We start from the raw sequence: 22,701 nt of genomic DNA, 5'->3' as shown, positions 1-22,701 counted from the left end.
AAGCGTCAGCGCCACCCGGCACAGTATCAGAACGTTTCCCAGTTCGCTTCAGACGCCGCTACGGGCTGCGCTTTAGGTGCATAGGTCTTTACCGGCGCGGCTTTCACCGCCTGGTTACGGGTGATCTTAAACACCGCCACCGCGTCGTTCAGGCGCGCGGCCTGATCTTCCAGCGCCGCCGCCGCCGCCGCAGACTCCTCCACCAGCGAGGCGTTCTGCTGGGTAACGCGATCCATCTCCGCCACCGCCTGGCCCACCTGGTCGATACCGCGGCTCTGTTCGTCGGAGGCCGACGCAATCTCACCCATGATGTCAGTCACGCGCGTAACTGCATTGACGATCTCTGCCATCGTCGCGCCCGCTTCATTTACCAGCTGAGAGCCCGCGTTAACGCGCTCGCCGGAATCATCGATCAGGACTTTGATCTCTTTCGCCGCCTGAGCGCTGCGCTGGGCAAGGGTACGCACCTCACCCGCGACAACCGCGAAGCCACGCCCCTGCTCGCCCGCACGCGCCGCTTCTACCGCCGCGTTCAGCGCCAGAATATTGGTCTGGAAGGCAATGCCATCGATTACGTTGGTAATTTGCGCAATTTTGCTGGAACTGGTGGCGATTTCGTCCATGGTGCGCACCACGCCTTCTACCACGTTTCCGCCCTTCTTCGCGGTGGAGGAGGCGTCCAGCGCCAGACGCGACGCCTGACGCGCGTTATCGGCGTTTTGCTTCACGGTGGCGGTTAACTGTTCCATGCTGGCTGCCGTCTCTTCCAGAGAAGCGGCCTGCTGCTCTGTGCGAGACGAGAGATCGTTGCTGCCCGCCGAGATTTCACCCGCGCCGGTGTAGATGGTATCTGCGCCTTCACGCACTACGCCCACCGTGTTGGCCAGCGCAGTCTGCATCTCCTGAACGTTGCGCGCCAGGATCGCCATTTCATTTTTACCCTCAGCCTGAATCGGCTGGGTTAAATCCCCTGCCGCAATGGCGCGGATATGGCTGATCACCTCTTCCAGCGGCAGCAGCAGCACGCGGCGCATCGCAATCCAGCTGGAAATAATCACCGCGATCACCAGCAGCATCACCGCAGAGAGGATCCACAGAATGCGTTTGTAGTCGCTTTCATTGTCTTTGATGCCTTTGTCGGTGAGCGCGGCCTGCGCCTCGCGCCATTCGCGATAGACCTTTTGCATCGCGGTCTGCTTCTGTTCGGCATTTTGTTTGAACATATCTTCCAGATTGCCCTGCCCCAGCAGAACGTTCATTTGCGTCAGCGTGGCGGAGTAGATGCGGTAGTGCTCTTCCAGCCTGTCGGCCAGGTGCTCGTCCATACCCGGCGTTTCCGGCAGCGCGTAATATTTATCGTAATGTGTCTGGGCATCAGCCAGCAGGTTTTTCGCGGTATTGACCAGCTCGTTCAGCTGCCCGCCATTAATCTGCGACGCCATGCTGCTTTGCAGACGCAGCATGCCGCGGTTAAGGGTGACACGCGCCTGATTCAGGCTGATCCAGGCGTCGGTAAACTCCGCGACGTTCTGGCTGGAAAGCTGAGAAACGGTGAAGTTCTCTTTGTCGTTATTGAGCGCATTAATGTAAATGCCGGCGGAGATCAGTTGCATGATGCCGAGCACAAGCAGCACCGAAATCAAAAGAGTAATGACTTTTATACGTTTAAACATGCGTTGCCTTTTTTATATACAGGTATTGTCTGACCTGTATCTATCGGCACGCGCGGCAGGTTGTTTACTGTTTCTCCACCTTTAAAAACTTTCGAAAGCCCTTTTCTGCATTCAATCAGCAAGTTAAAAGCACGATTTTTTTGTGATCCCCTTCTCATTTTTACCCTTGCCTCTAAAGGGTTATAGTATCCACATAAAGATGCATTTAAAATGCACCTTATATTCCTGATGATGAGGTAACTGCTATGGCCTTCCGCGACCAACCCTTAGGCGAGCTGGCGCTCTCCATCCCTCGCGCTTCAGCGCTGTTCCGTAAATACGATATGGATTACTGCTGCGGCGGTAAGCAAACGCTGGCGCGCGCAGCGTCGCGTAAAGAGCTGGATGTAGAAGCTATCGAAGCGGAGCTGGCTAAGCTGGCAGAACAGCCTGTCGACAAAGACTGGCGCACCGCGCCGCTGGCTGAAATCATCGACCATATCATTGTGCGTTACCACGACCGTCACCGCGAACAGCTGCCGGAGCTGATTTTACAGGCCACCAAAGTTGAGCGCGTTCACGCCGATAAACCTTCCGTACCGCGCGGCCTGGCGAAATACCTGACCATGCTGCACGAAGAACTATCCAGCCACATGATGAAAGAGGAGCAGATCCTCTTCCCGATGATCAAACAGGGCATGGGCAGCCAGGCAATGGGGCCAATCAGCGTGATGGAAAGCGAACATGATGACGCCGGCGAACTGCTGGAAGTGATCAAACACACCACCCACAATGTCACACCGCCGCCAGAGGCGTGCACCACCTGGAAAGCGATGTACAACGGCATCAACGAGATGATCGACGATCTGATGGAACACATCAGTCTTGAGAATAACGTTCTGTTCCCGCGTGCATTATCGGGTAAATAAAAAAGCCCGGTGGCGCTAGCGCTTACCGGGCCTACAACGTCCTCGAACGTAGGCCGGGTAAGCGTCAGCGCCACCCGGCAACATGCTTAACGCATGCCTGCCATCCGTTTCTTACCGATAAACAGCCAGCCCAGCCCCAGCGCGATAAACCACAGCGGCGTGACGATCAGCGCCTGACGGGTATCTTCTTCCAGCGTCAGTAGCACCAGCACGAAGACGAAGAACGCCATGCACACCCAGCACATCAGCTTGCCCAGTGGCATCTTGTAGATCGACTTCTCATGCAGATGTGGACGCTGTTTGCGGTACACCAGGTATGAGCAGAGGATGATGGTCCAGACGAACATAAACAGGATCGCCGACACCGTGGTGATCATGGTGAACGCGCCGATTACGCTCGGGTTAACGTAGAGCATCACCACACCGCCCAGCAGACAGATGCAGGAGAAGGTCAGCCCTTTCGCCGGTACCGCACGTTTAGACAGTTTGGCGAACGCGCTCGGGGCAACGCCCTCCTGCGCCAGACCAAACAGCATACGGCTGGTGGAGAAGACGCCGCTGTTCGCGGAAGAGGCCGCAGAGGTCAGCACCACGAAGTTAATCAGGCTCGCGGCAGCAGGCAGCCCCACCAGAACGAACAGCTCGACGAACGGGCTCTTGGTTGGCACTACTGAGCTCCATGGCGTCACGGACATAATGATGATCAGCGCGAACACGTAGAACATGATGATACGCAGCGGAATGGAGTTGATCGCGCGCGGCAGGGATTTCTCCGGATCTTTAGTTTCCGCCGCCGTGGTTCCCACCAGCTCAATCCCGACAAACGCGAACACCGCAATCTGGAAACCGGCGAAGAAGCCGCTGATGCCTTTCGGGAACCAGCCGCCATCATTCCACAGATGGGCAAACGAGGCCTGAACGCCAGTTGGCGACTGGAAGTGCGTCAGCACCATTACCAGCCCGACGACAATCAGCGCGATGATGGCGACGATTTTGATCATCGCGAACCAGAACTCCATCTCACCGAACATTTTAACGGTCGCGAGGTTGAGGCTCAGCAGCAGGACAATCACCGCCAGCGAGGCCACCCAGTCCGACAGGCCGGGGAACCAGAATTGGGCGTAGGCCGTAATAGCGACAACATCCGCCATGCCGGTAACCACCCAGCAGAACCAGTAGGTCCAGCCGGTAAAATAGCCCGCCCACGGGCCGAGCAGGTCTGACGCGAAGTCGCTGAAGGATTTGTATTCGAGGTTCGAGAGCAGCAATTCACCCATTGCACGCATCACGAAAAAGAGCATAAAACCGATGATCATATAAACGAAGATGATCGACGGGCCTGCAAGACTGATGGTTTTGCCCGAGCCCATAAACAGCCCTGTGCCGATGGCGCCGCCAATGGCAATGAGCTGAATGTGACGGTTCGTGAGATTTCGCCGTAGCGACTGTTCAGACGTCGCCTCTTCTGCGGCGGCGACTTTGACCTGATCTACCATGTGATATTTTCCTGTTTATGCCTGTCTGTGTTGTTAAGGCTCTTCTGGCCTTTAAATACGCCAAAAAAATGACGCTCCCTTTGTAAGGGCTTATCGATAGTAGGTAAGAATCGGCGGGATGAATACTATGATTTGAATATTATGTTAATAATATGTTGAAAGTGAGTGTCATATCACTCATACAGCGCGAAACAGCTCACAAAAATACACGTAACAGTTTCGTTTGCAATACAAAATGTTGATTCCGTCGTAACTCCAGGTTTTATCGCTATTTTCCTCTCCCCGATCGGAGAGAGGAAAATAAGAAAAACCGATTACAGGATTTCCAGCAGCTCGACTTCAAACACCAGGGTGCTGAATGGCGGAATGGACGCGCCAGCGCCACGCTCGCCGTATGCCAGGTTGTGCGGGATAGTCAGTTCCCATTTTGAACCTACTGGCATCAGGGTCAGGGCTTCGATCCAGCCTGCAATCACGCCGTTGACCGGGAATTCAGCCGGTTCGCCACGCGCGACGGAGCTGTCGAACACGGTGCCGTCGATCAGCTTACCGGTGTAGTGTACGCGAACGTGGTCGGTACGCGCCGGGATTGCGCCATCACCCTGATTGATTACGCGGAACTGCAAGCCGGATTCGGTGCTGTTCACGCCTTCACGCTCACGGTTCTCTTCCAGATATTTCACGCCTTCTGCCGCCATCTCTTCGAAACGCGCGCGACGTACAGTGTCAGCACGTTCGTGGATTTCACGCAGCGCACGGTGCACAACGTCAACCGGCACAGCGGGCTGCTTGCCTTCCAGCGCGTCAGCGATACCCGCCACCAGCGCTTCCGGTAACAGACCTTCCAGGCCGGATTCGCTCAGCTGCTGTCCTACCTGCAAGCCGATGCCGTAGCTTGCCTGCGCTTCGATAGTGTCAAAAGTCGGGGTGGTCATGGGTTTTCCTTCCATCACATTTAAAGTAGCGGGCAGCATATCAGCCATGCCCTTATGGGTAAAACTTTGTCTTAAGTAAAGGTGACAAACTGCGACGAAACGGAAACAATAGTAGCCGTCAGGATTTTCCCTAATATATGTCACGAAAGCTGGCTTTGTTACGCCCATCAGGCAGTTAGCAAACTACACTTCTCATGACAGGATAAAAAGACGCGGAGCAGGAGGAGAGCCATGCCCGGGCGATTTGAACTGAAACCTACCCTGGCGAAAATCTGGCATGCGCCGGATAACTTTCGCATCATGGACCCGCTGCCGCCTTTGCACCGCAGAGGCATTATCATCGGCGCGTTGCTGATGGTCATCGGTTTCCTGCTTCCTTCCGGCAGTGACAACGTTGATACCGGGCCGGTAAGCCGCAATGCTGAGCTGGATATCCAGTCGCAAAGCCAGCCGCAGCCTGATTCACAGCCGATGCAGACGCAACTGGTCACACCGTCTAACGATCCGGGCCAGGTTGCGCCGGTTGAACCTGAACCTGTTCAGGAAGATCAGGAGCAGGCCGCCGCCCCTTCAGAGCCACAGGCGCAACAGCCCACCGGCATTGAGCAGCAGTGGCGTTCGTATCGCGTAGAGCCAGGTAAAACCCTTGCTCAGCTGTTCCGCGACCACAATCTGCCGGCAACGGATGTGTATGCCATGGCGCAAGTCGAGGGGGCTGGCAAGCCGCTCAGCAACTTGCAAAATGGTCAGATGGTGCAGATCCGCCAGAATGCCAGTGGGGTGGTGACCGGGTTAACGATCGATACCGGAAACGGGCAGCAGGTACTGTTTACCCGCCAGCCGGACGGCAGTTTTATCAGAGCACGTTAATAGCCCAGGCCGGGTAAGGCGAAGCCGCCCCCCGGCACTTTTGTTCTCAGGCACGACGTTTATTCACCCACCAGATCCCCGAGCAGACCAGCACCAGCGCAATCGCGTATTTGATGTCCAGAATGTCTTCGCCGAGGAATATGGCGGAGAGCACTGTTCCTGCTACAGGTATGACAAAGTTGAACGGGGCAATCATACTCACGCGGTTCACTTTCAGCAGCGCGCTCCACAGGGCGAACGCCACGGATGAGAGCAGCGTCAGATACCCCAGCACGGCGACGGCCTTCATGCTGTGCACCTCCAGCGCCCCGCCCGTGGCATAGCCTCCCGCAACCAGTGCCGCCCCGCCTATCGCCAGCTGCCATCCCGTCATCACCGTCGGGTCAACGGTCTGGGAAATGCGTTTCCCGTAAAGCGTGGCCGCAGAGAGAATAAAGGCCGCCAGCACCACAAATCCGTCACCTTGCCAGACAAACTGGAAATCACTTAACCCGCCGTGGAAGTTCACCAGCATCACGCCGGTAAAGCCCAGAACACAGCCCAGCGTTTTGTTATAGCTGAGTTTGTCGTTGTGGTAGATAAAGTGCGCCAGCAGCACGCTGAAGAAGGTCCCGGTGGCATTCATGATCGAACCGTTCACCCCGGTGGTGTAAGCAAGGCCGATATAAAAGAAGGTGTACTGGATGGTGGTCTGGGTCAGCCCGAGGATCGTGAGCTGACCAAACTGCGTGGGTGTGAGCCTGGCAATCGGTTTACGTTGGGCCAAGGCAAAGAGCAGCAGCAACGCACCGGCAAACAGAAAACGGTATCCAGCAAAGACGACTTTGGACGGAATATCATCGGTCGCGATCTGGAAGAGTTCGTAGCCGCTTTTAATGGCCGGGTATGAGCTTCCCCAAAGCAGACAGCAGAGCGTGGCGCAGGCATAGGCCACATTTCGACGGGCAAAGACGGGCGTGGGCAGAGCGGTATCCATGACAAATCTCATAAATAAAATTGCGTTTCAATTTATTATCAGAGAATGCATCAGGAATAGCGACTTTACAATCGCAAAACATGACGTAGGGTCACGCTAAAAAGCAAAACGCCGGCACAAGGCCGGCGCTTCGACGTGAGCAGAGTAAAAAATTACTCAGCTACTACGTTAACAACCAGTTTAGCGAACACTTCGCTGTGAACCTGGAAGTCAACTTCGTGCTCACCAGTGGTACGCAGAACGCCGTTCGGCATACGAACTTCGCTCTTAGCCACTTTAACGCCTGCCGCAGTAACTGCATCAGCGATATCGCGGGTACCGATGGAACCGAACAGTTTACCTTCGTCGCCAGCTTTAGACGCGATGGTAACGGTGCCCAGTGCGTTGATTGCTTCAGCGCGAGCGTTAGCAGCCGCCAGAACGTCAGCCAGTTTGGCTTCCAGTTCAGCACGACGTGCTTCGAAAAACTCTACGTTTTTCTTAGTAGCTGGAACAGCTTTACCCTGTGGTACCAGGAAGTTACGAGCGTAACCCGCTTTAACGTTTACCTGATCACCCAGGCTGCCCAGGTTTGCTACTTTATCAAGCAGAATAACTTGCATTACCTTATCCTCTTAAAGTCGTATTAATGGACCGTGCCCGATTACTGATGACGATCAGTGTACGGCAGCAGAGACAGGTAGCGAGCGCGTTTGATAGCGCGAGCCAGCTGACGCTGATATTTTGCACGAGTACCGGTGATACGGCTTGGGACAATCTTACCGCTTTCGGTGATGTAGTTTTTCAGCGTTGCGATATCTTTATAGTCGATCTCTTGAACGCCTTCCGCGGTGAAACGGCAGAACTTGCGACGACGGAAATAACGTGCCATTTGGCTAGTCTCCAGTATCTATCAAATCAATCTGCTCGGCATGCAGAACCATTTTGCTCAGGCCGTTCTTTGCCTTGTGGCAAGAGATGAACCCCTGAACGATTACTGCACTACCGACCGTTAAACTGTGAGTAATGGCCTGGTTTTCGTGTCCGCTAATGATAACGGGCATTTGGCACCACGCCTGCCGGTGAAACCCGGCTTCCTCTTGCACAGAACGATGCTCAAGCACGAACTGGCAATGCGGAATTCCTGATGGGCTGACCTTTCGAAGGGGGGTCCTGCACACGGTGCCGGACAACACCAGACGGTTGGTCATCAGAAATTACTCTTCAGAATCCCCAGCATCAGAATCATCTGCGGTTTCGTTTGCGAAATCATCGCGACGCTCACGGCGCTCGTCTTTCGCTTTAACCATCGGAGATGCTTCGGTCACTGCGTGTTTGGTACGCATAACCATGCTGCGGATAACGGCATCGTTGAAGCGGAAGGTAGTTTCCAGCTCATCAATCACTTCCTGCGGCGCTTCAACGTTCATCAGAACGTAGTGAGCTTTGTGCAGTTTGTTGATTGGGTAAGCCAGCTGACGGCGGCCCCAGTCTTCCAGACGGTGGATCGTGCCTTCTGCACCAGTGATGGCAGCAGAGTAACGCTCGATCATACCCGGAACCTGTTCGCTCTGGTCAGGATGGACCATAAAAACGATTTCGTAATGACGCATCGAATTGCTCCTTACGGATTATTCAGCCTCCTGTCTGGGTCAGCCGAGGCCCGGGGAGGCAAGGAACGTGTTAAAGGTCGGCTGAAAAATTGACGCGTCATAATACTTGCGCGCCCCGCTAAACACAAGGTGATTGCACAAATAATTCGCACAAAGGGTAAAGCTGTTCTAAGTGGGTGATTTAAAATCTCACTTATCAGAAACGCTGTTTTTTTGAACAACACCATCAGAAATGGTCACCCATCGCAACCCGAGTAGCGATTACACTTTAATCAGAAGCCTTAAGCAGAGAAGGAGAGCATTACCCCATATCACAGCACGCAGTCGTGGAGCGCATATCATGAAAAGAATCGCATTCGCCATTTTGGCTGCGCTTTTGCTCAGTGCAAACGCGATGGCAGCCATCAAGATAGACAGCCGACAGGCCAGAAACATGGATGATGTGCAGAGCTTAGGCGTTATTTACATCAATCATAACTTCGCCACTGAAAGTGAAGCAGATCAGGCGCTTAATGAAGAAACCGATGCGCAGGGCGCAAAATACTATCACGTCATACTGACACGTGAGCCCGGCAGCAACGGCAATATGCGCGCCAGTGCAGATATTTACCAGTAACGCTTTATCGCCAGCACCAGGAAAGCCAACGAAAATCATAGCTATATATGATTGCCCCCTGCCGGGGGCTTTTTTTATGAATGGCTCCGGAATACCACCGGTTACAACTGTTTCGGTATTCCAGAGCACTTATTCACTTCTGCCCGTAATAAGCATTCGGGCCGTGCTTACGCATGAAATGCTTGTTCATCAGATAATCATCAATGCCCTGAAGCTGTGGGTTAATGCCGCGCGCAATCCACGCCATTCGAGCCACCTCTTCCATCACCACCGCGTTATGCACGGCGTCATGCGCATCTTTACCCCAGGAGAATGGACCATGCTGGTACACCACAATACCCGGCGTATGCAGTGGTTCCGTCTCACCCAGCGTTTCGATAATGACCCTGCCGGTGTTAAGTTCGTACTCGCCTTCGACCTCAGCCTGCGTTAACGCCCGCGTGCAGGGAATATCGCCGAAGAAGTAGTCCGCGTGCGTCGTACCCAAAGCAGGGATCGCCAGCCCGGCCTGTGCCCAGGCGGTGGCGTGCGTGGAATGGGTATGCACAACACCACCCAGGGACGGGTAACGCTGGTACAGCGCCAGATGGGTTGCCGTATCTGAAGAAGGACGCCATTTGCCTTCAACAACGTGTCCTTCCAGGTCAACCACCACCATATCGTCCACTTTCATGGCGTCATAGGCCACGCCGCTCGGCTTAATCACCACCAGCCCCCGATCGCGATCGATGGCGCTTACGTTGCCCCAGGTAAACGTCACCAGTCCATAGCGCGGGAGATCCATATTGGCCTCAAAGACCTGCTGTTTCAGCTTAAGCATGTTCCGCCTCCAGTAAGCCTGCCCGCGCCATGCGCTCGCGCACCCAGTCCCGGGCTTTCGCCACTTCTGCCGCCGGGTCGTCCGCGGTTTCGCTCCACATCTCAATCAGGTAAGGTCCGCAATAACCTGTCTGTTTGAGCGTCTGGAAGCACCGTTCGAAATCCACCACCCCGGTGCCGAACGGTACGTTTTTAAACACGCCGGGACGGGTATCTTTTACGTGCACCGCCACGATATGCCCGATGCCCGCCTGAAGCTCCATCTGTACGTCGTTATCCCATGCCGACAGGTTGCCGATATCCGGATAAAGCTGGAACCACGGATTGTTCAGATAGTGCGCGTAGCCCAGCGCCTTGCTGATGGAGTTCATCAATGGATAATCCATGATCTCCATCGCCAGCGTCACCTGCGCACGGCTTGCCATCTCAACGCTCTCTTTCAGGCCGTCACGGAAACGACGGCGCGTCTCATCGTTGGCTTCCTGATAGTAAACATCGTAACCCGCCAGTTGGATCACGCGGATGCCAACATCCTGTGCAAAGCGAATGGCTTTACGCATGATCTCCAGCCCTTCGGCGCGTACGGCATCATCTTCGCTGCCAAGCGGAAAACGACGGTGAGCGCTCAGGCATATGGACGGCACGCGCACGCCGGTTTCGGCAATGGCGCTCACCAGCGCCAGACGCTGGTCGCGGCGCCAGTCCAGGCGAGAAAGACGCTCGTCCGTCTCATCCACCGACATTTCGACAAAATCGAAACCCAGCTGCTTCGCCAGCTGTAACCGCTCCAGCCAGCACTCCCCCGCAGGGAGTGCCTTTTCATAGATGCCAAGCGGGACCTGTTTTGACAACATACCCGCTCCTTAACCCCAAAGCTGAGCGATTGAGCGTTTAAACTGACGCGCAGCTTCCACCGGAGATTCCGCATCGCGAATGCTACGACCGGCAATAAAGACGTGGATTGGAATACCCTTGAACAGCGGCAGATCTTCCAGCGCCAGACCACCGGTCACGGTCACTTTGAAGCCCATATCGGCCAGGCGTTTGATCGCGTTGATATCAGCTTCGCCCCACGCCACACCTGCGGCCTGCGCATCACGGCTGCGGTGATAAACCACCTGCTGGATACCCGCTTCGCGCCACTCCTGTGCCTGCTCCCAGGTCCAGAAGCCGGTCAGTTCAATCTGCACGTCGCCGTTGAACTCTTTCGCCACGTCCAGCGCGCCTTTCGCAGTGTTGATATCTGCACAGCAGATCACGGTGACCCAGTCGGCGTTGGCTTCAAAGCACATGCGAGAGAGAATTTTGCCCGCATCGGCAATTTTGGCATCCGCCAGCACGATTTTATGCGGATAGAGCGCCTTCAGGTCACGAACCGCACGAACGCCTTCGCCCACGCACAGAATGGTGCCGACTTCGATGATGTCCACCTCTTCCGCAATCAGACGGGTGGTTTCGTAAGCGTGAGACAGCGTCTGGTTATCCAGCGCGACCTGCAACATTGGTAATGACATTTTCAATTCCTCTTAAACGGCCGCCGCAGTGGCGTTATCAATTAAATCCAGCACGTCCTGCGCGGTACGGCAGGCACGTAAACGGTCAAAATTAGCTTCGTCATCAAACAGGTTAACGATCTGCATGATGCCCACCTCCTGGTGGGTGTTGGCATCGACAGCTGCCATGGTGATCAGAATGTCGACCGGGTCGTTATCTTCGTGGTTGAACACCAGCGGGGTTTTCAGCGTCACCAGCGCAAAACCGGTTTTCTTGACACCCTCTTCCGGGCGGCCATGCGGCATTGCCAGTCCTGGGGCAATCACAAAATAGGGGCCGTGCTGCGCCACGCCATCCAGGATGGCCTGGTAATAACGCGGCTCGACAACGTCCGCCTTAACCAGCAGGTCCACGCTCAGCTTCACCGCTTCCTGCCAGGTACTGGCTTCGGCCTGTAAAAGGATGGAGTTATTCTCAGCCAGCGAATCACGTAGTTTCATGTGGCATCCTTACTTCACGTCTTGTGGGAAGTGCTCTTTGATCACTTCCAGCAGTTTTGGCCCAAAATCCGCAGGCGACAGCATGTTGCGCACGCCTACCACGTATTTGTTGCCCGACACGCTAATCTCGCCGGCAATGTGCGTTGAAGCGATGATGATGTCCGCGCCGTTCAGTTCACTTTTGTATTCACCCACTGCGCAGCTGTTCACCGTGTGGTCAATGTTTGACTGGGTTAAAAACTGGTCCACTTTCATTTTCATGATCATGGAGCTTCCTTGCCCATTGCCACACACAGCCAGGATACGTACGGTCATAATCGAAACTCCTTAGTGAGCAGAAACTTCTGCTGTTTGTTTTTCCGCATCTTCTTCAGCTCGCAGCGAACGGCCAGCGAAGAACATATAAGTCAGTGCAATCAGGATGATGACGGCCATAAAGACCAGCCCGACGGACGCAAAGCCCTGCATCATCGGCGGCGCCAAAATTGACCAGTCCGCCATGCCCATCCAGGCGCTCATGCCGGTGAGCTTGACCGCCCACACGCACCCGAAGATTTCAACCATGCCCATCACCAGGCAGATCTTGAGCGCGGCGCGCCATCCGCCGAAGTGGTTAGCAAACACGCCGATAGTGGCGTTGGAGAAGAACATCGGGATAAAGCCAGGAATAATCAGGATTGAGGAGCCACAGCCCACCAGGATGCCGACCGCAATCAGCTGGCCGATGGTGCCCCACATAAAGCCCCAGACGACGGCGTTTGGCGCAAAGCTATAGATAGCCGCACAGTCAATCGCCAGCACCGCGCCAGGGATCAGGCGCTGAGAGATACCGTTGAACGCTTCCGACAGCTCGGCGACGAACATACGCACGCCCTGAGTGATGATGAAAATGGCCACGGCAAAGGAGAAACCGGTTTGCAGGATATAGACCGTCCAGTGGGTTTTACCCGCCATCGCCTGCACCACGTCAATGCCAAAGGAGAGCAGGATGGCACCGAAGAAAAGGGTCATCACAATCGCCGTGGAGACGATGTTGTCGTGGAAGATATTCAACCAGCCAGGCAATTTGAGGTCTTCAACACTCTCCTCTTTTTTACCCAGGTACGGTGCAACTTTGTACGCAATCCAGGAGGCGAACTGCTGCTGGTGACCGATGGAGAAGCCGCAGCCGTCAGTAACGTCCTGCGTTGGCTTATACATCATGTTGGAGGTGATGCCCCAGTAAAGCGAGACCAGCACTGCCGTGCAGATGACCGTGGTCCACATTGGGTAGCCGAAGATATAGAGAGAAACGGCAATCAGCCCCGCCTGCTGGAACATGATGTGCCCGGTGAGCATGATGGTGCGAATACCGGTGATGCGGCGCAGGAGCACGTAAATGATGTTCAGCGCCAGCGCGAGCAGTACCGCATACCCAACCCAGCTGTACGCATCCCCCATGCGATCGATGGTGGCCATCATGGACGCGTAAGTGTCAGAGATGGCGCCGTTAATGCCATATACCTCAGACATTTTGGCAACGACCGGCTTAAACGTGCTGGTCAGAATGCCAGACCCCGCCTGCAACAGCATAAAACCAATGATGGTTTTGATGGTGCCTTTGATAATCACGCTGACGCTTTTGCGCAGCAGGATGTACCCCAGGCACGTCACGATACCCAGCAACAGCGGGGCGTTGGTCATTACCTGATTAAAGAAAACGGTAAAGACGTTGTAGAGGATCTCCATAACTCTCTCCAGAAAATGAGAACACGAGGGGCAATCCCTGTGTGGTTGGTGTCATCACTCTATTAATCACAAATAATCACCACAAGATTGCATTTGATTATTTGTGACGGATCACGCAATTTATTTCCATGGAGTTAGTAATGATTTTCACTACCGATCCAGAAAGATAAATAAATTCTCAATTTTCAATATATTAATTATATGTAGCGGTTATCTTAACAACGCCGAGGTGTATTTTCTGTGATGTGGCGAGGGGAATTTTCCGCAAATCAGCCATTGCAAATCGATTCAAACAGTGCCAGCATTAATCACAACAAGTCACAGTATGATTACTTTTGATTAAAACCAGGAGTCAAACGATGAGTAAAGTGAAAACCATCACCCGTGAATCATGGATTTTGAGTACCTTTCCGGAGTGGGGTAGCTGGCTGAACGAAGAGATCGAGCAGGAACAGGTTGCTCCTGGCACATTTGCGATGTGGTGGCTGGGATGCACCGGGATCTGGCTGAAATCAGAAGGCGGCGCCAACATTTGTGTCGATTTCTGGTGCGGCACCGGCAAACAGAGCCACGGCAATCCACTGATGAAAAAAGGCCACCAGATGCAGCGTATGGCCGGCGTTGAAAAGCTCCAGCCGAACCTGCGCACCACGCCTTTTGTGCTTGATCCTTTCGCCATTCGCCAGATCGACGCCGTTCTCTCTACCCACGATCACAACGATCATATCGACGTGAACGTGGCGGCAGCGGTAATGCAAAACTGCGCGGACGACGTACCCTTTATCGGGCCGCAGACCTGCGTGGATTTGTGGATTGGCTGGGGCGTGCCAAAAGAGCGCTGCATTGTGATGAAGCCGGGCGACGTGGTGAAAATCAAAGACGTTGAAATTCACGCGCTGGATGCCTTTGATCGCACCGCGCTGATCACCCTGCCTGCCGACCAGAAAGCCGCAGGCGTACTGCCAGACGGGATGGACGAGCGCGCAGTGAACTACCTGTTCAAAACGCCTGGCGGTTCCCTGTATCACAGCGGTGACTCTCACTACTCCAACTACTACGCGAAGCACGGTAACGAGCACCAGATTGACGTGGCGCTTGGCTCTTACGGGGAAAACCCGCGAGGGATTACCGACAAAATGACCAGCGCGGACATGCTGCGCATGGCCGAAGCGCTGAACACCAAAGTGGTGATCCCCTTCCACCACGATATCTGGTCAAACTTCCAGGCCGATCCGCAAGAGATCCGCGTCCTGTGGGAGATGAAAAAAGACCGACTCAAGTATGGTTTCAAGCCGTTCATCTGGCAGGTTGGCGGCAAGTTCACCTGGCCGCTGGATAAAGACAATCTCGAGTACCACTACCCGCGTGGTTTTGATGATTGCTTCACCATTGAGCCAGACCTGCCGTTCAAGTCCTTCCTCTGATTGTGCAGCCCAATCGCCAGACACAGTGTCTGGCGATGTCATATTTAATTTAGTAATTTCATGCTATTTCAAATATCATCTTTTCAAATCAATTCTTTTCGGAATAGCTCATGACGGAAGCGCAACGGCATCAAATTTTACTGGAACTCCTGGCGCAAACAGGGTTTATCACCGTCGAGAAAGTGATCGAACGTTTAGGGATCTCCCCTGCTACCGCGCGGCGGGACATTAACAAGCTGGATGAAAGCGGCAAGCTGAAAAAAGTCCGCAACGGCGCAGAGGCCATCAGCCAGCAGCGTCCACGCTGGACGCCGATGAATATTCACCAGGCGCAGAATCACGATGAAAAGGTGCGGATTGCCAGAGCGGCATCACAGCTGGTGAATCCCGGGGAAAGCGTGGTGATTAACTGCGGCTCGACAGCGTTTTTACTGGGCCGAGAGATGTGCGGCAAGCCGGTGCAAATCATTACCAACTATCTGCCGCTGGCCAACTATCTCATTGACCAGGAACATGAAAGCGTGGTGATCATGGGGGGCCAGTATAACAAGAGCCAGTCCATAACCCTGAGCCCGCAGGACAGTGAAAACAGCCTCTACGCCGGGCACTGGATGTTTACCAGCGGCAAAGGCCTGACGGCGGATGGCCTGTATAAAACCGATATGCTCACCGCAATGGCAGAGCAGAACATGCTCAACGTGGTGGGTAAACTGGTGGTGCTGGTCGACAGCAGCAAGGTCGGTGAACGCGCCGGCATGCTTTTCAGCCGCGCCGAGCAAATCAGCATGGTGATCACCGGCAAAAACGCCAACCCCGAGATCCTCAGCAAGCTCGAGGATCAGGGTGTCACGGTGCTGCGCGTTTAAAGGTGCTGACGGAAAAACTCCACGGTGGCTTCCAGCGCAGCCGGAGTAATACGGTGCCGGACACCGGCACCCCACAGGCAGGTCAGATTGCTGTCCAGCCCTTCACGCTGTAGCGCCTGTTGCAGACGGAACGTTTCACCGGGCGGTACGACATCGTCGGCATCCCCATGCCACAGCAGCAGGGGACGCTCGGCCAGCTGCGAAAGCGCATGGCTGACGTCCCATTCAGACAACAGGGCTTCAATCTCCTGAGGTGCCTGCGGCGGGAACAGCGTCTTTGCCAGTGACATAAAGTAGCCCGATCCCATCAGGCAAGCCACGGACGTCACCTCCGGATGCCTGGCCATGATCCCCAGCGCCGTCATTCCGCCCATTGATGCGCCTGCGACCGCCAGCCGTTTCCCCTCCACCAGCCCGGCCTGTAAAAGCGCGTCACGCAGCCCGGCGAACTCGGTCAGATTGCCGTGCAGCGTTTGCCAGAACAGCCCCAGCCGCGCCTGTTCATCGCCCGTAAAGCGTGCCCCATGATTCGGCGCATCAGGCATGACCACCCGGAAACCGGCCTGCGCCAGCGCGACGGCAAAATAGCTGTAGACCAGCTTTGAGGAGAGAAAGCCATGATAGAAAACTACCGTCGGCAGCGGCTGTTCACCTTTACCAGCCGGAAAAGCATGGATGATTTCATGCTCACTAAGCAGGCGAGTTTCAATTTCAATCATTGTCGATCCTGTGCTGATGAATGATTCATAATGTTGAGAGCTGGATTACGGTTTCACGATATTTTCATTCGAAATCTACGTCCCAGATAACACTTCGGGAACATTCCCCCAAAACTAAATTCGCAGACCACTACACTATGGCTATCAGGAAAAGAGACAGGTTTATGCGCAGGCTTACCGCTTTATTGCTGGTCTCACTGCTCAGCGGATGTTCCGTATTGCAGGGTACGCCAGAACCGGCACCGCCGGTTACCGATCATCCTCAGGAAATTCGTCGTAATCAGACGGAAGGATTACAACGCCTGGGAACCGTATCCGCGATGGTTCGCGGTTCACCGGATGATGCAGAAGACGCAATTGAAGCACAGGCCGTTGCCGCAAAAGCAGATTATTACGTCATCACGATGATTGATGAAACCATTATTACGGGACAGTGGTATGCACAAGGCATTTTGTACCGTAAGTGAGCATCATCATTTGAACGACCTTTACACTGCTTTGCGTCCGTAGACATTTTCCTGTCCACAATAAACTCCATGCCAGCAACAATGGAAATGAGTTTATTCGCGAAGGATTGCCCGGCGGATACCGGAGACACGTGAAAAGGAGCTGACGATGAAACGAACCCTTGCTTTAACGACGCTATTGCTTTCAGCGGGCCTGCTGAGCACCACGGCGCAGTCGGCTGAATTTGCCAGCGCGGATTGCGTCACGGGCCTGAATGAGATTGGTCAGATCTCCGTCAATAATATCACGGGGAGTCCGCAAGACGTTGAACGTGTCGTCGCCCTGAAGGCCGATGAACAGGGCGCATCCTGGTATCGCATCGTCCAGATGCAGGAAGATAACCATGTTAATCACTGGCGCGTGCAGGCTATTCTTTATGCATAATCCCCTCCGATAAAAGCCACTTAATTTTAGTGGCTTTTCACTTTTGCAAATTTTTTATCTCTCCCGAAACTCAATAAAAACAAACACGTAACATTCAGTTACATTAAACAGATAAACGTTCTCTCCGCTCTGCCGTTGAACAGCCATCACTTTTCAATAATGAGCAATATATGATCACCTTTTTCCGCCGGGCAGGACTGGGCACGAAGCTATCGCTGCTAACAGGTGTAAGTGTCGCTACGCTTTTTTTGCTGTTCACTTTCCTGTTGAGCCACAACGCCAGCCAGCAGCTTGAAGATCTTGCGGTTGAAGACCTGCATAACCAGTCCACCGGCATGGTGGATATGGTAGAGATGTTCAACACCAGCCTGAGCGAAGAGGTTGAAAGCTATACCCGTCTGTTCACCACCTTTTTGCCACAGCCATTAAACAGCGACAGCAGCCAGAGCCGGACCATAAATGGGCTTACCGTTCCTTTGCTGAAAGGCGGCGAAACGGAGTTGCATGAAAACAATACGCTTTCTGATGACTTCCTGAGCCGAACGGGAGCCATCTCGACGCTGTTTGTCCGCAGCGGTAACGATTTTGTCCGCGTGGCGACGTCGCTGCGCAAAGAGAATGGCGACCGCGCCATCGGAACCGTTCTTGATACCACCAGCCCGGCATTTGCCGCCGTCACTAAAGGGGAGGTCTATCGTGGCCTCGCGCTGCTGTTCGGCAAGCGCTATATCACGCAGTACCAGCCTGTTAAGAATGCGGAAGGCCAGGTTATCGGGATTATCTTTGTCGGCGTGGACATCACCCATTCGTGGAACGTCATGCGCGAGAAAATCCTTAACCGTCGTCTGGGCGAGAGCGGTCACTTCTTTGTACTGGATCGCAGTAGCGGCAAAACGCGCGGACAGTATCTGTTCCATGCCAGCGAAGAGGGCAAACTGCCTAACTGGGACACGGCGACACAGCAGCAGCTTCTGAGTGATAAAGCCGGCACGCTGGAACGCGTGAGCGCGGATGGCCGTACGCTCAAAGTTGCCTACACGCCGCTGCCGGGCTGGAACTGGACCATCGTGGGTGAAGTGGATAAAGCCGTACTGCTTTCAAGCGTCACCACACTGCGCGATCGCTTCCTGATGGCGGGCGTGGTGCTATCCGCTCTCTTCGCGGGCCTGTTCGTTATCCTCATTCGCCGGATGCTAACCCGCCCACTGCGCGAGGTGATCGCGCTTGCCCGGCAGTATGCCGCAGGCGATCTGCGCGCCAGCCTGCCGGTTACCCGCCAGGATGAAGTCGGCCAGCTGATTGACGCCATCAACGGGATCGGGGAAGGCCTGCAAAAAATTGTGTTGCAGGTCCGCGAGGCCGCAAGCGAGATCCATCTGGGGACTAACGCGCTGGCTTCAGACACCGGCGAGATCTCTGAACAGATCAACAAGCAGGCCAGCAGCGTTGAGGAGACCTCCGCCAGCATGGAGCAATTAGCCGCCACCGTGCAGCAAAATGCCGCCAACATGGAGCAAACGCAGCAGCTGGTGGGTGAAACCTCGCGCGCGGTGCATCAGGGTGGAGAGACGGTGACCCACGCAGTCTCCACCATGGATGATATTCGCGATGCATCGAAACGCATTGAAGACATCACCCGCGTGATTGAGTCCATCGCTTTCCAGACCAATATCCTGGCGCTCAATGCGGCGGTTGAAGCGGCGCGGGCGGGCGAGCACGGGAAAGGTTTCGCAGTGGTGGCACAAGAGGTACGCGCCCTGGCCGCACGCAGCGCCAACGCGGTAAAAGAGATTGAACAGCTGATTGGGGATACGCTGAACAAGGTGAGCGAAGGCCATGCGCTGTCTGAGCAGACGCGTCTGGCGATGGATGCCATCATTGTTCATATCGATAACATCAGCCAGCTTGTCACTGAGATCAACCACGCCTCCCGCGAGCAGTCGGCGGGAATTGGCCAGGTGAATCTGGCAATGACGCACATCGGTGAGGCATCGCACATCAATGCCGATCGCATCTCACGCAGCGAGCAGACAGCACAGACGCTGCGCGAGAAGGGTTCACATCTCACCCGGCTGGTGAGCCTGTTCCAGCTGAAGGCTTAACCGACCCGGCCCGTGGCGCGCAGCAGCAGGTCGTTTTGCACCTGCTCGCTCATCAGCGTGCCGCCCCGGGTATCCAGCATCATGCGGCACCACGCCTGCGCCACGGGCGGCGATGCGTGCCGCAGTATTTGACTTCCGGCCCCGAGTAAAAAGAGCTGCTGCGCGATCTCCCTGCCCTGCGCTTCCTGCGGTTTCCGCAGCTTCTGCTGTAGCTGACGCCAGCTGCGATCGAAGTGCCTGTCCTGACCTTTGACCTGCGCGAAATCATCGGCGAGCAGGTCGAGAATGCCCGGCTGCTTCGCCAGCACGCGCAGTACATCCAGGCACATAATATTGCCAGAGCCTTCCCAGATGCTGTTGACGGGCATTTCACGGTACAACCGCGGAAGCTCACTCTCTTCGCAATAGCCTGCACCGCCCAGCACCTCCATTGCCTCTGCCACAAACGGTATACCCGCTTTGCAGACGCTGTATTTTGCCGCCGGAGTGAAAAGCCGCGCCCATGCGGCTTCCTGCGGGTCGTTGCGGTTGTCCCACGCCCGTGCGAGTCGGAACAGCAGTGCCGTGTGTCCCTCCAGCACCAGCGCCATACGGCTTAGCACGTCGCGCATTAACGGCTGGTCGATCAGATTTTTGCCGAAGGTCTGCCGCTGATGGGCATGATAAAGCGCCACCGAGAGCGCACGGCGCATCAGTCCGTGGCTGCCCAGCGCGCAGTCAAAGCGCGTCAGCCCGCCCATCTTCAGAATTTGCCGGACGCCTTCCCCCTCTTCGCCCAGCAGCCAGCCGGAAGCATCAAGAAATTCAGCCTCACTGCTGGCATTTGAGCGGTTGCCGAGCTTGTCCTTCAGACGCTCAAGGCGCACGGCATTACGTTGCCCGTCGGGTAAGAAACGCGGGACAAAAAAGCAGGACAACCCGCCCTTCGCCTGCGCCAGCACCAGATGCGCATCGCTCTGCGGCACGGAGAAAAACCATTTGTGCCCCACCAGTCGGTAACTGCCATCGCTGCATTTCTCTGCTTTGGTAGTATTACTGAGTACGTCCGAACCGCCCTGCTTTTCCGTCATCCCCATGCCGATCAGCAGGCCGCGCTTTTGCGCCCCCGGCGCGAGATGGGGGTCGTAGCGATCGCTCATTAGCGGCGTTAACCACTCATGAAACGGTTTGGGCAGCGACTGTTGCAACAGCGGCGTGGCCGCAAAGGTCATGGTCACCGGGCAAAGCGTTCCCGCCTCCACCTGAGCATGAAGTACGAAACGCGCGGCCCTGGCGACGAACGATCCTTTCCGCACCTCCTCCTCCCACGCCAGGTTGTGCACCCGGTTGGCGCAAAGCCCCTGCATCAGAAGATGCCATGCCGGATGAAAGCGGACGTCATCCAGCCTCGCTCCCGTGGCGTCATAACGCAGCAGCTCCGGCGGATTAACGTTCGCCAGTCTGCCCAGCTCCAGCGACTCTGCCGTACCCAACTGCTGGCCGATGCTGGCAAGAAGATCCACATCCCACTCAGCCCCTTCGCGCGCTACCGCATCGCGCAGGGCGCAATCAGAGAGAAAAAGGTTGCTGTTCGATAGCGGTGCAGGTTGATTAAAAACGGTATGTGTCTGCCAGTGCATGCTGTCTCCCTCCTTTCATTGGCAATAAAGATAAGTATGGACAGAGAGCATGCACGCTGCATGGGAGGGGGGTCACACGATGACGATCGTGTTGATATCATTCGTGAAATAGCTCACAGAACATAAGAATAAACTATTTCATTACTTCACTAATGCTGAATAATTTATTCTTACCCCGTTTTTGTGAGGATCGTTATGCAACAGGATGCGCACAAGCGTGCATTAATTGCAGGCTCCATCGGTAATTTCATCGAGTGGTATGAATTTGCGGTCTATGGTTTTCTGGCAACGGTGATTGCCAGAAACTTCTTCCAGCTTGAGGGGGAAGCGGAGCTCACCAGCCTGATCCTCACCTGGGCCTCATTCGCCATCGCTTTCTTCTTCCGCCCGCTGGGTGCGGTGGTCTTTGGCCGCATTGGCGACAGGATTGGCCGTAAACCGACGCTGATTATTGTGCTGGTATTGATGACGCTCGCCACCGCTGCCATCGGTATTGTGCCGGTCTACGCCAGTATCGGGATTGCCGCGCCGCTGATCGTTACACTCCTGCGTATTCTGCAAGGACTGTTCGCGGGCGGTGAGTATGGCGGCGCGGTCTCGTTGATGACGGAGTTCGCCCCGCGCGGCAAGCGCGGTCTTTACGGGGCATGGCAGTCCTTCACCGTGGCGCTCGGGCTGTTAGCAGGCGCAGGCATTGTCGCGTTGCTCTCTGCCCTTCTCTCCCCTGAAGCCTTGCACGACTGGGGCTGGCGCATTCCGTTCTTCCTGGCGTTGCCGATGGGTGCGGTCGCGCTATGGCTGCGGGTAAGCATGGAAGAGACACCGAGCTTTGTGCAGCAACGGGAAAAACCGGTTGTTACTCAGGCCAGCACCGCCGCCACGTTCAAAACCATTCTGATGGGCATTGGTCGCGTGATGGTCTGGTCTGCGGCGGGTTATACCTATCTGGTGATTATGCCGACCTATCTGCAATCTGCGCTGCACACCGGTTTTAACCAGGCGCTGCTGATTGCGGTGATTTCTAACATTGGGTTTGCGTTCACGATCATTCCGTCGAGCATGCTGAGCGACAGGATCGGGCGGCGGACGGTGATGATTATCGCCACCGTGCTCCTGCTGATCCTCGCCCTGCCGCTGCTGAAAATTTTGCAGGCGGAGTCCAGCACGCTGGCTGTCAAAGCGATTGTGGTGCTGATTGCTGGAGGTCTGGTTGGGATGCTGGCAGGGCCGGGGCCGGCTATGCTGTCTGAGATGTTCCCGACGCGCGTGCGTTATACCGGGCTGGGGCTGGCCTATTCTCTGTCGAATGCGATCTTCTCGGGCTGTGCGGGGCTGATCATTACCGGGCTGATTAAAGAGACGGGCAATCTGGATATTCCGGCCTACTACGTGATGGCAACGGCGGTGGTGAGTATTTTCGCGCTGATGACGTTGAGGAAGGATGACCATTTACGGTCGTTAGAGGAGTGAGAT

Annotated in this window: 25 protein-coding genes; 9 read left to right on the top strand and 16 right to left on the bottom strand. The window is 55.2% G+C overall.

The annotated features are described in order from the left end of the window. Window positions 1–26: 26 nt before the first annotated feature. Entirely contained in the window at window positions 27–1,673 is a 1,647-nt protein-coding gene (locus L350_RS10215) for a methyl-accepting chemotaxis protein (protein WP_032625206.1), read from the bottom strand. A gap of 245 nt (window positions 1,674–1,918) precedes the next feature. Here L350_RS10215 and ytfE point away from each other — a divergent pair, with 245 nt between their 5' ends. Then, window positions 1,919–2,581: an iron-sulfur cluster repair protein YtfE gene (gene ytfE / locus L350_RS10220; RefSeq protein WP_023299148.1), complete on the top strand. Its 663-nt coding sequence runs from the start codon at window positions 1,919–1,921 to the stop codon at window positions 2,579–2,581. An 86-nt stretch (window positions 2,582–2,667) separates the two neighbouring features. Here the strand turns inward: ytfE and cycA are convergent, their stop codons facing one another. Both cycA and fklB read right to left on the bottom strand, forming a co-directional pair. Then, window positions 2,668–4,077: a D-serine/D-alanine/glycine transporter gene (gene cycA / locus L350_RS10225; RefSeq protein ID WP_022646840.1), complete on the bottom strand. Its 1,410-nt coding sequence runs from the start codon at window positions 4,075–4,077 to the stop codon at window positions 2,668–2,670. Window positions 4,078–4,391: 314 nt separating this feature from the next. Beyond that, window positions 4,392–5,012 (bottom strand): BamJ family beta-barrel-assembly machinery protein, encoded by a 621-nt coding sequence (gene fklB / locus L350_RS10230; RefSeq protein ID WP_022646839.1) that lies wholly within the window; start codon window positions 5,010–5,012, stop codon window positions 4,392–4,394. A gap of 231 nt (window positions 5,013–5,243) precedes the next feature. On the opposite strand from fklB, the gene L350_RS10235 reads away from it, so the two are divergent. Continuing rightward, window positions 5,244–5,882 (top strand): OapA family protein, encoded by a 639-nt coding sequence (locus L350_RS10235; protein ID WP_032625204.1) that lies wholly within the window; start codon window positions 5,244–5,246, stop codon window positions 5,880–5,882. Window positions 5,883–5,928: 46 nt separating this feature from the next. On the opposite strand, the gene L350_RS10240 is transcribed toward L350_RS10235, so the two are convergent. From L350_RS10240 to rpsF, 5 genes are all read right to left on the bottom strand, one after another. Beyond that, window positions 5,929–6,858, bottom strand: a complete 930-nt coding sequence (locus tag L350_RS10240; protein WP_032625201.1) for a DMT family transporter — start codon at window positions 6,856–6,858, stop codon at window positions 5,929–5,931. Window positions 6,859–7,010: 152 nt separating this feature from the next. After that, window positions 7,011–7,460, bottom strand: a complete 450-nt coding sequence (gene rplI / locus L350_RS10245; protein ID WP_006810372.1) for a 50S ribosomal protein L9 — start codon at window positions 7,458–7,460, stop codon at window positions 7,011–7,013. Between the two features lie 41 nt (window positions 7,461–7,501). Then, window positions 7,502–7,729, bottom strand: a complete 228-nt coding sequence (gene rpsR / locus L350_RS10250) for a 30S ribosomal protein S18 (RefSeq protein WP_000135199.1) — start codon at window positions 7,727–7,729, stop codon at window positions 7,502–7,504. A 4-nt stretch (window positions 7,730–7,733) separates the two neighbouring features. Further along, entirely contained in the window at window positions 7,734–8,048 is a 315-nt protein-coding gene (priB, locus tag L350_RS10255) for a primosomal replication protein N (RefSeq protein WP_022646836.1), read from the bottom strand. A gap of 6 nt (window positions 8,049–8,054) precedes the next feature. Then, window positions 8,055–8,450 (bottom strand): 30S ribosomal protein S6, encoded by a 396-nt coding sequence (rpsF, locus tag L350_RS10260; RefSeq protein WP_003856034.1) that lies wholly within the window; start codon window positions 8,448–8,450, stop codon window positions 8,055–8,057. A gap of 340 nt (window positions 8,451–8,790) precedes the next feature. Between rpsF and yjfY the strand changes: the two genes are divergently transcribed. Next, the gene (gene yjfY / locus L350_RS10265) at window positions 8,791–9,066 is read left to right on the top strand and encodes a DUF1471 family protein YjfY (RefSeq protein ID WP_023299144.1); all 276 of its coding nucleotides are present in this window, start codon (window positions 8,791–8,793) and stop codon (window positions 9,064–9,066) included. 133 nt (window positions 9,067–9,199) lie between these two features. Here yjfY and L350_RS10270 read toward each other — a convergent pair whose 3' ends face one another. From L350_RS10270 to ulaA, 6 genes are read right to left on the bottom strand one after another with little or no spacing between them, the layout of a single operon-like run. Continuing rightward, window positions 9,200–9,886 carry an L-ribulose-5-phosphate 4-epimerase gene (locus L350_RS10270; RefSeq protein WP_022646834.1) on the bottom strand — a complete coding sequence of 229 codons (687 nt, stop codon included), beginning with the start codon at window positions 9,884–9,886 and terminating at the stop codon, window positions 9,200–9,202. Then, window positions 9,879–10,739 carry an L-ribulose-5-phosphate 3-epimerase gene (locus tag L350_RS10275; RefSeq protein WP_032625199.1) on the bottom strand — a complete coding sequence of 287 codons (861 nt, stop codon included), beginning with the start codon at window positions 10,737–10,739 and terminating at the stop codon, window positions 9,879–9,881. The genes L350_RS10270 and L350_RS10275 overlap by 8 nt, the downstream gene beginning before the upstream one ends. A gap of 9 nt (window positions 10,740–10,748) precedes the next feature. Further along, window positions 10,749–11,399: a 3-keto-L-gulonate-6-phosphate decarboxylase UlaD gene (gene ulaD / locus L350_RS10280; protein WP_022646832.1), complete on the bottom strand. Its 651-nt coding sequence runs from the start codon at window positions 11,397–11,399 to the stop codon at window positions 10,749–10,751. A gap of 12 nt (window positions 11,400–11,411) precedes the next feature. Beyond that, window positions 11,412–11,879, bottom strand: a complete 468-nt coding sequence (gene ulaC, locus L350_RS10285; RefSeq protein ID WP_003856024.1) for a PTS ascorbate transporter subunit IIA — start codon at window positions 11,877–11,879, stop codon at window positions 11,412–11,414. Between the two features lie 9 nt (window positions 11,880–11,888). Next, complete coding sequence (gene ulaB, locus L350_RS10290) at window positions 11,889–12,194, bottom strand: PTS ascorbate transporter subunit IIB (protein WP_003856022.1); 306 nt, start codon at window positions 12,192–12,194, stop codon at window positions 11,889–11,891. Between the two features lie 12 nt (window positions 12,195–12,206). Beyond that, window positions 12,207–13,607: a PTS ascorbate transporter subunit IIC gene (ulaA, locus tag L350_RS10295; protein WP_022646831.1), complete on the bottom strand. Its 1,401-nt coding sequence runs from the start codon at window positions 13,605–13,607 to the stop codon at window positions 12,207–12,209. Between the two features lie 359 nt (window positions 13,608–13,966). On the opposite strand from ulaA, the gene ulaG reads away from it, so the two are divergent. Together ulaG and ulaR are read left to right on the top strand one after the other, a co-directional pair. Then, a complete protein-coding gene (ulaG, locus tag L350_RS10300) occupies window positions 13,967–15,031 on the top strand; it encodes an L-ascorbate 6-phosphate lactonase (protein WP_023299142.1) in 1,065 nt (354 codons plus the stop codon). A gap of 110 nt (window positions 15,032–15,141) precedes the next feature. Further along, window positions 15,142–15,897 carry an HTH-type transcriptional regulator UlaR gene (gene ulaR / locus L350_RS10305; RefSeq protein ID WP_003856014.1) on the top strand — a complete coding sequence of 252 codons (756 nt, stop codon included), beginning with the start codon at window positions 15,142–15,144 and terminating at the stop codon, window positions 15,895–15,897. Here ulaR and yjfP read toward each other — a convergent pair. After that, window positions 15,894–16,616, bottom strand: coding sequence for an esterase (yjfP, locus tag L350_RS10310; protein ID WP_022646829.1), 723 nt, complete (start codon window positions 16,614–16,616; stop codon window positions 15,894–15,896). The two genes, ulaR and yjfP, sit on opposite strands and share 4 nt — an antisense overlap. Before the next feature lie 137 nt (window positions 16,617–16,753). Between yjfP and bsmA the strand changes: the two genes are divergently transcribed. The 3 genes from bsmA to L350_RS10325 all read left to right on the top strand — a co-directional run bounded on the left by bsmA (window position 16,754) and on the right by L350_RS10325 (window position 19,609). Next, window positions 16,754–17,083: a biofilm peroxide resistance protein BsmA gene (gene bsmA, locus L350_RS10315; protein WP_003856011.1), complete on the top strand. Its 330-nt coding sequence runs from the start codon at window positions 16,754–16,756 to the stop codon at window positions 17,081–17,083. Between the two features lie 148 nt (window positions 17,084–17,231). Beyond that, window positions 17,232–17,507 carry a DUF1471 family protease activator YjfN gene (gene yjfN / locus L350_RS10320; RefSeq protein WP_017694671.1) on the top strand — a complete coding sequence of 92 codons (276 nt, stop codon included), beginning with the start codon at window positions 17,232–17,234 and terminating at the stop codon, window positions 17,505–17,507. Between the two features lie 170 nt (window positions 17,508–17,677). After that, window positions 17,678–19,609: a methyl-accepting chemotaxis protein gene (locus L350_RS10325; RefSeq protein ID WP_023299139.1), complete on the top strand. Its 1,932-nt coding sequence runs from the start codon at window positions 17,678–17,680 to the stop codon at window positions 19,607–19,609. Here the strand turns inward: L350_RS10325 and L350_RS10330 are convergent. Then, entirely contained in the window at window positions 19,606–21,228 is a 1,623-nt protein-coding gene (locus L350_RS10330; RefSeq protein ID WP_032625196.1) for an isovaleryl-CoA dehydrogenase, read from the bottom strand. The two genes, L350_RS10325 and L350_RS10330, sit on opposite strands and share 4 nt — an antisense overlap. Window positions 21,229–21,423: 195 nt before the next feature. Here L350_RS10330 and L350_RS10335 point away from each other — a divergent pair, with 195 nt between their 5' ends. Then, entirely contained in the window at window positions 21,424–22,698 is a 1,275-nt protein-coding gene (locus tag L350_RS10335) for an MFS transporter (protein ID WP_032625194.1), read from the top strand. Window positions 22,699–22,701: the final 3 nt, after the last annotated feature.

This window comes from Enterobacter sp. MGH 4, from assembly GCF_000534735.1.
GTDB classification, from domain to species: Bacteria; Pseudomonadota; Gammaproteobacteria; order Enterobacterales; family Enterobacteriaceae; genus Enterobacter; species Enterobacter intestinihominis.
Note: the sequence above shows the minus strand (reverse complement) of the source record. Positions and strands in the feature narration are given on the sequence as shown.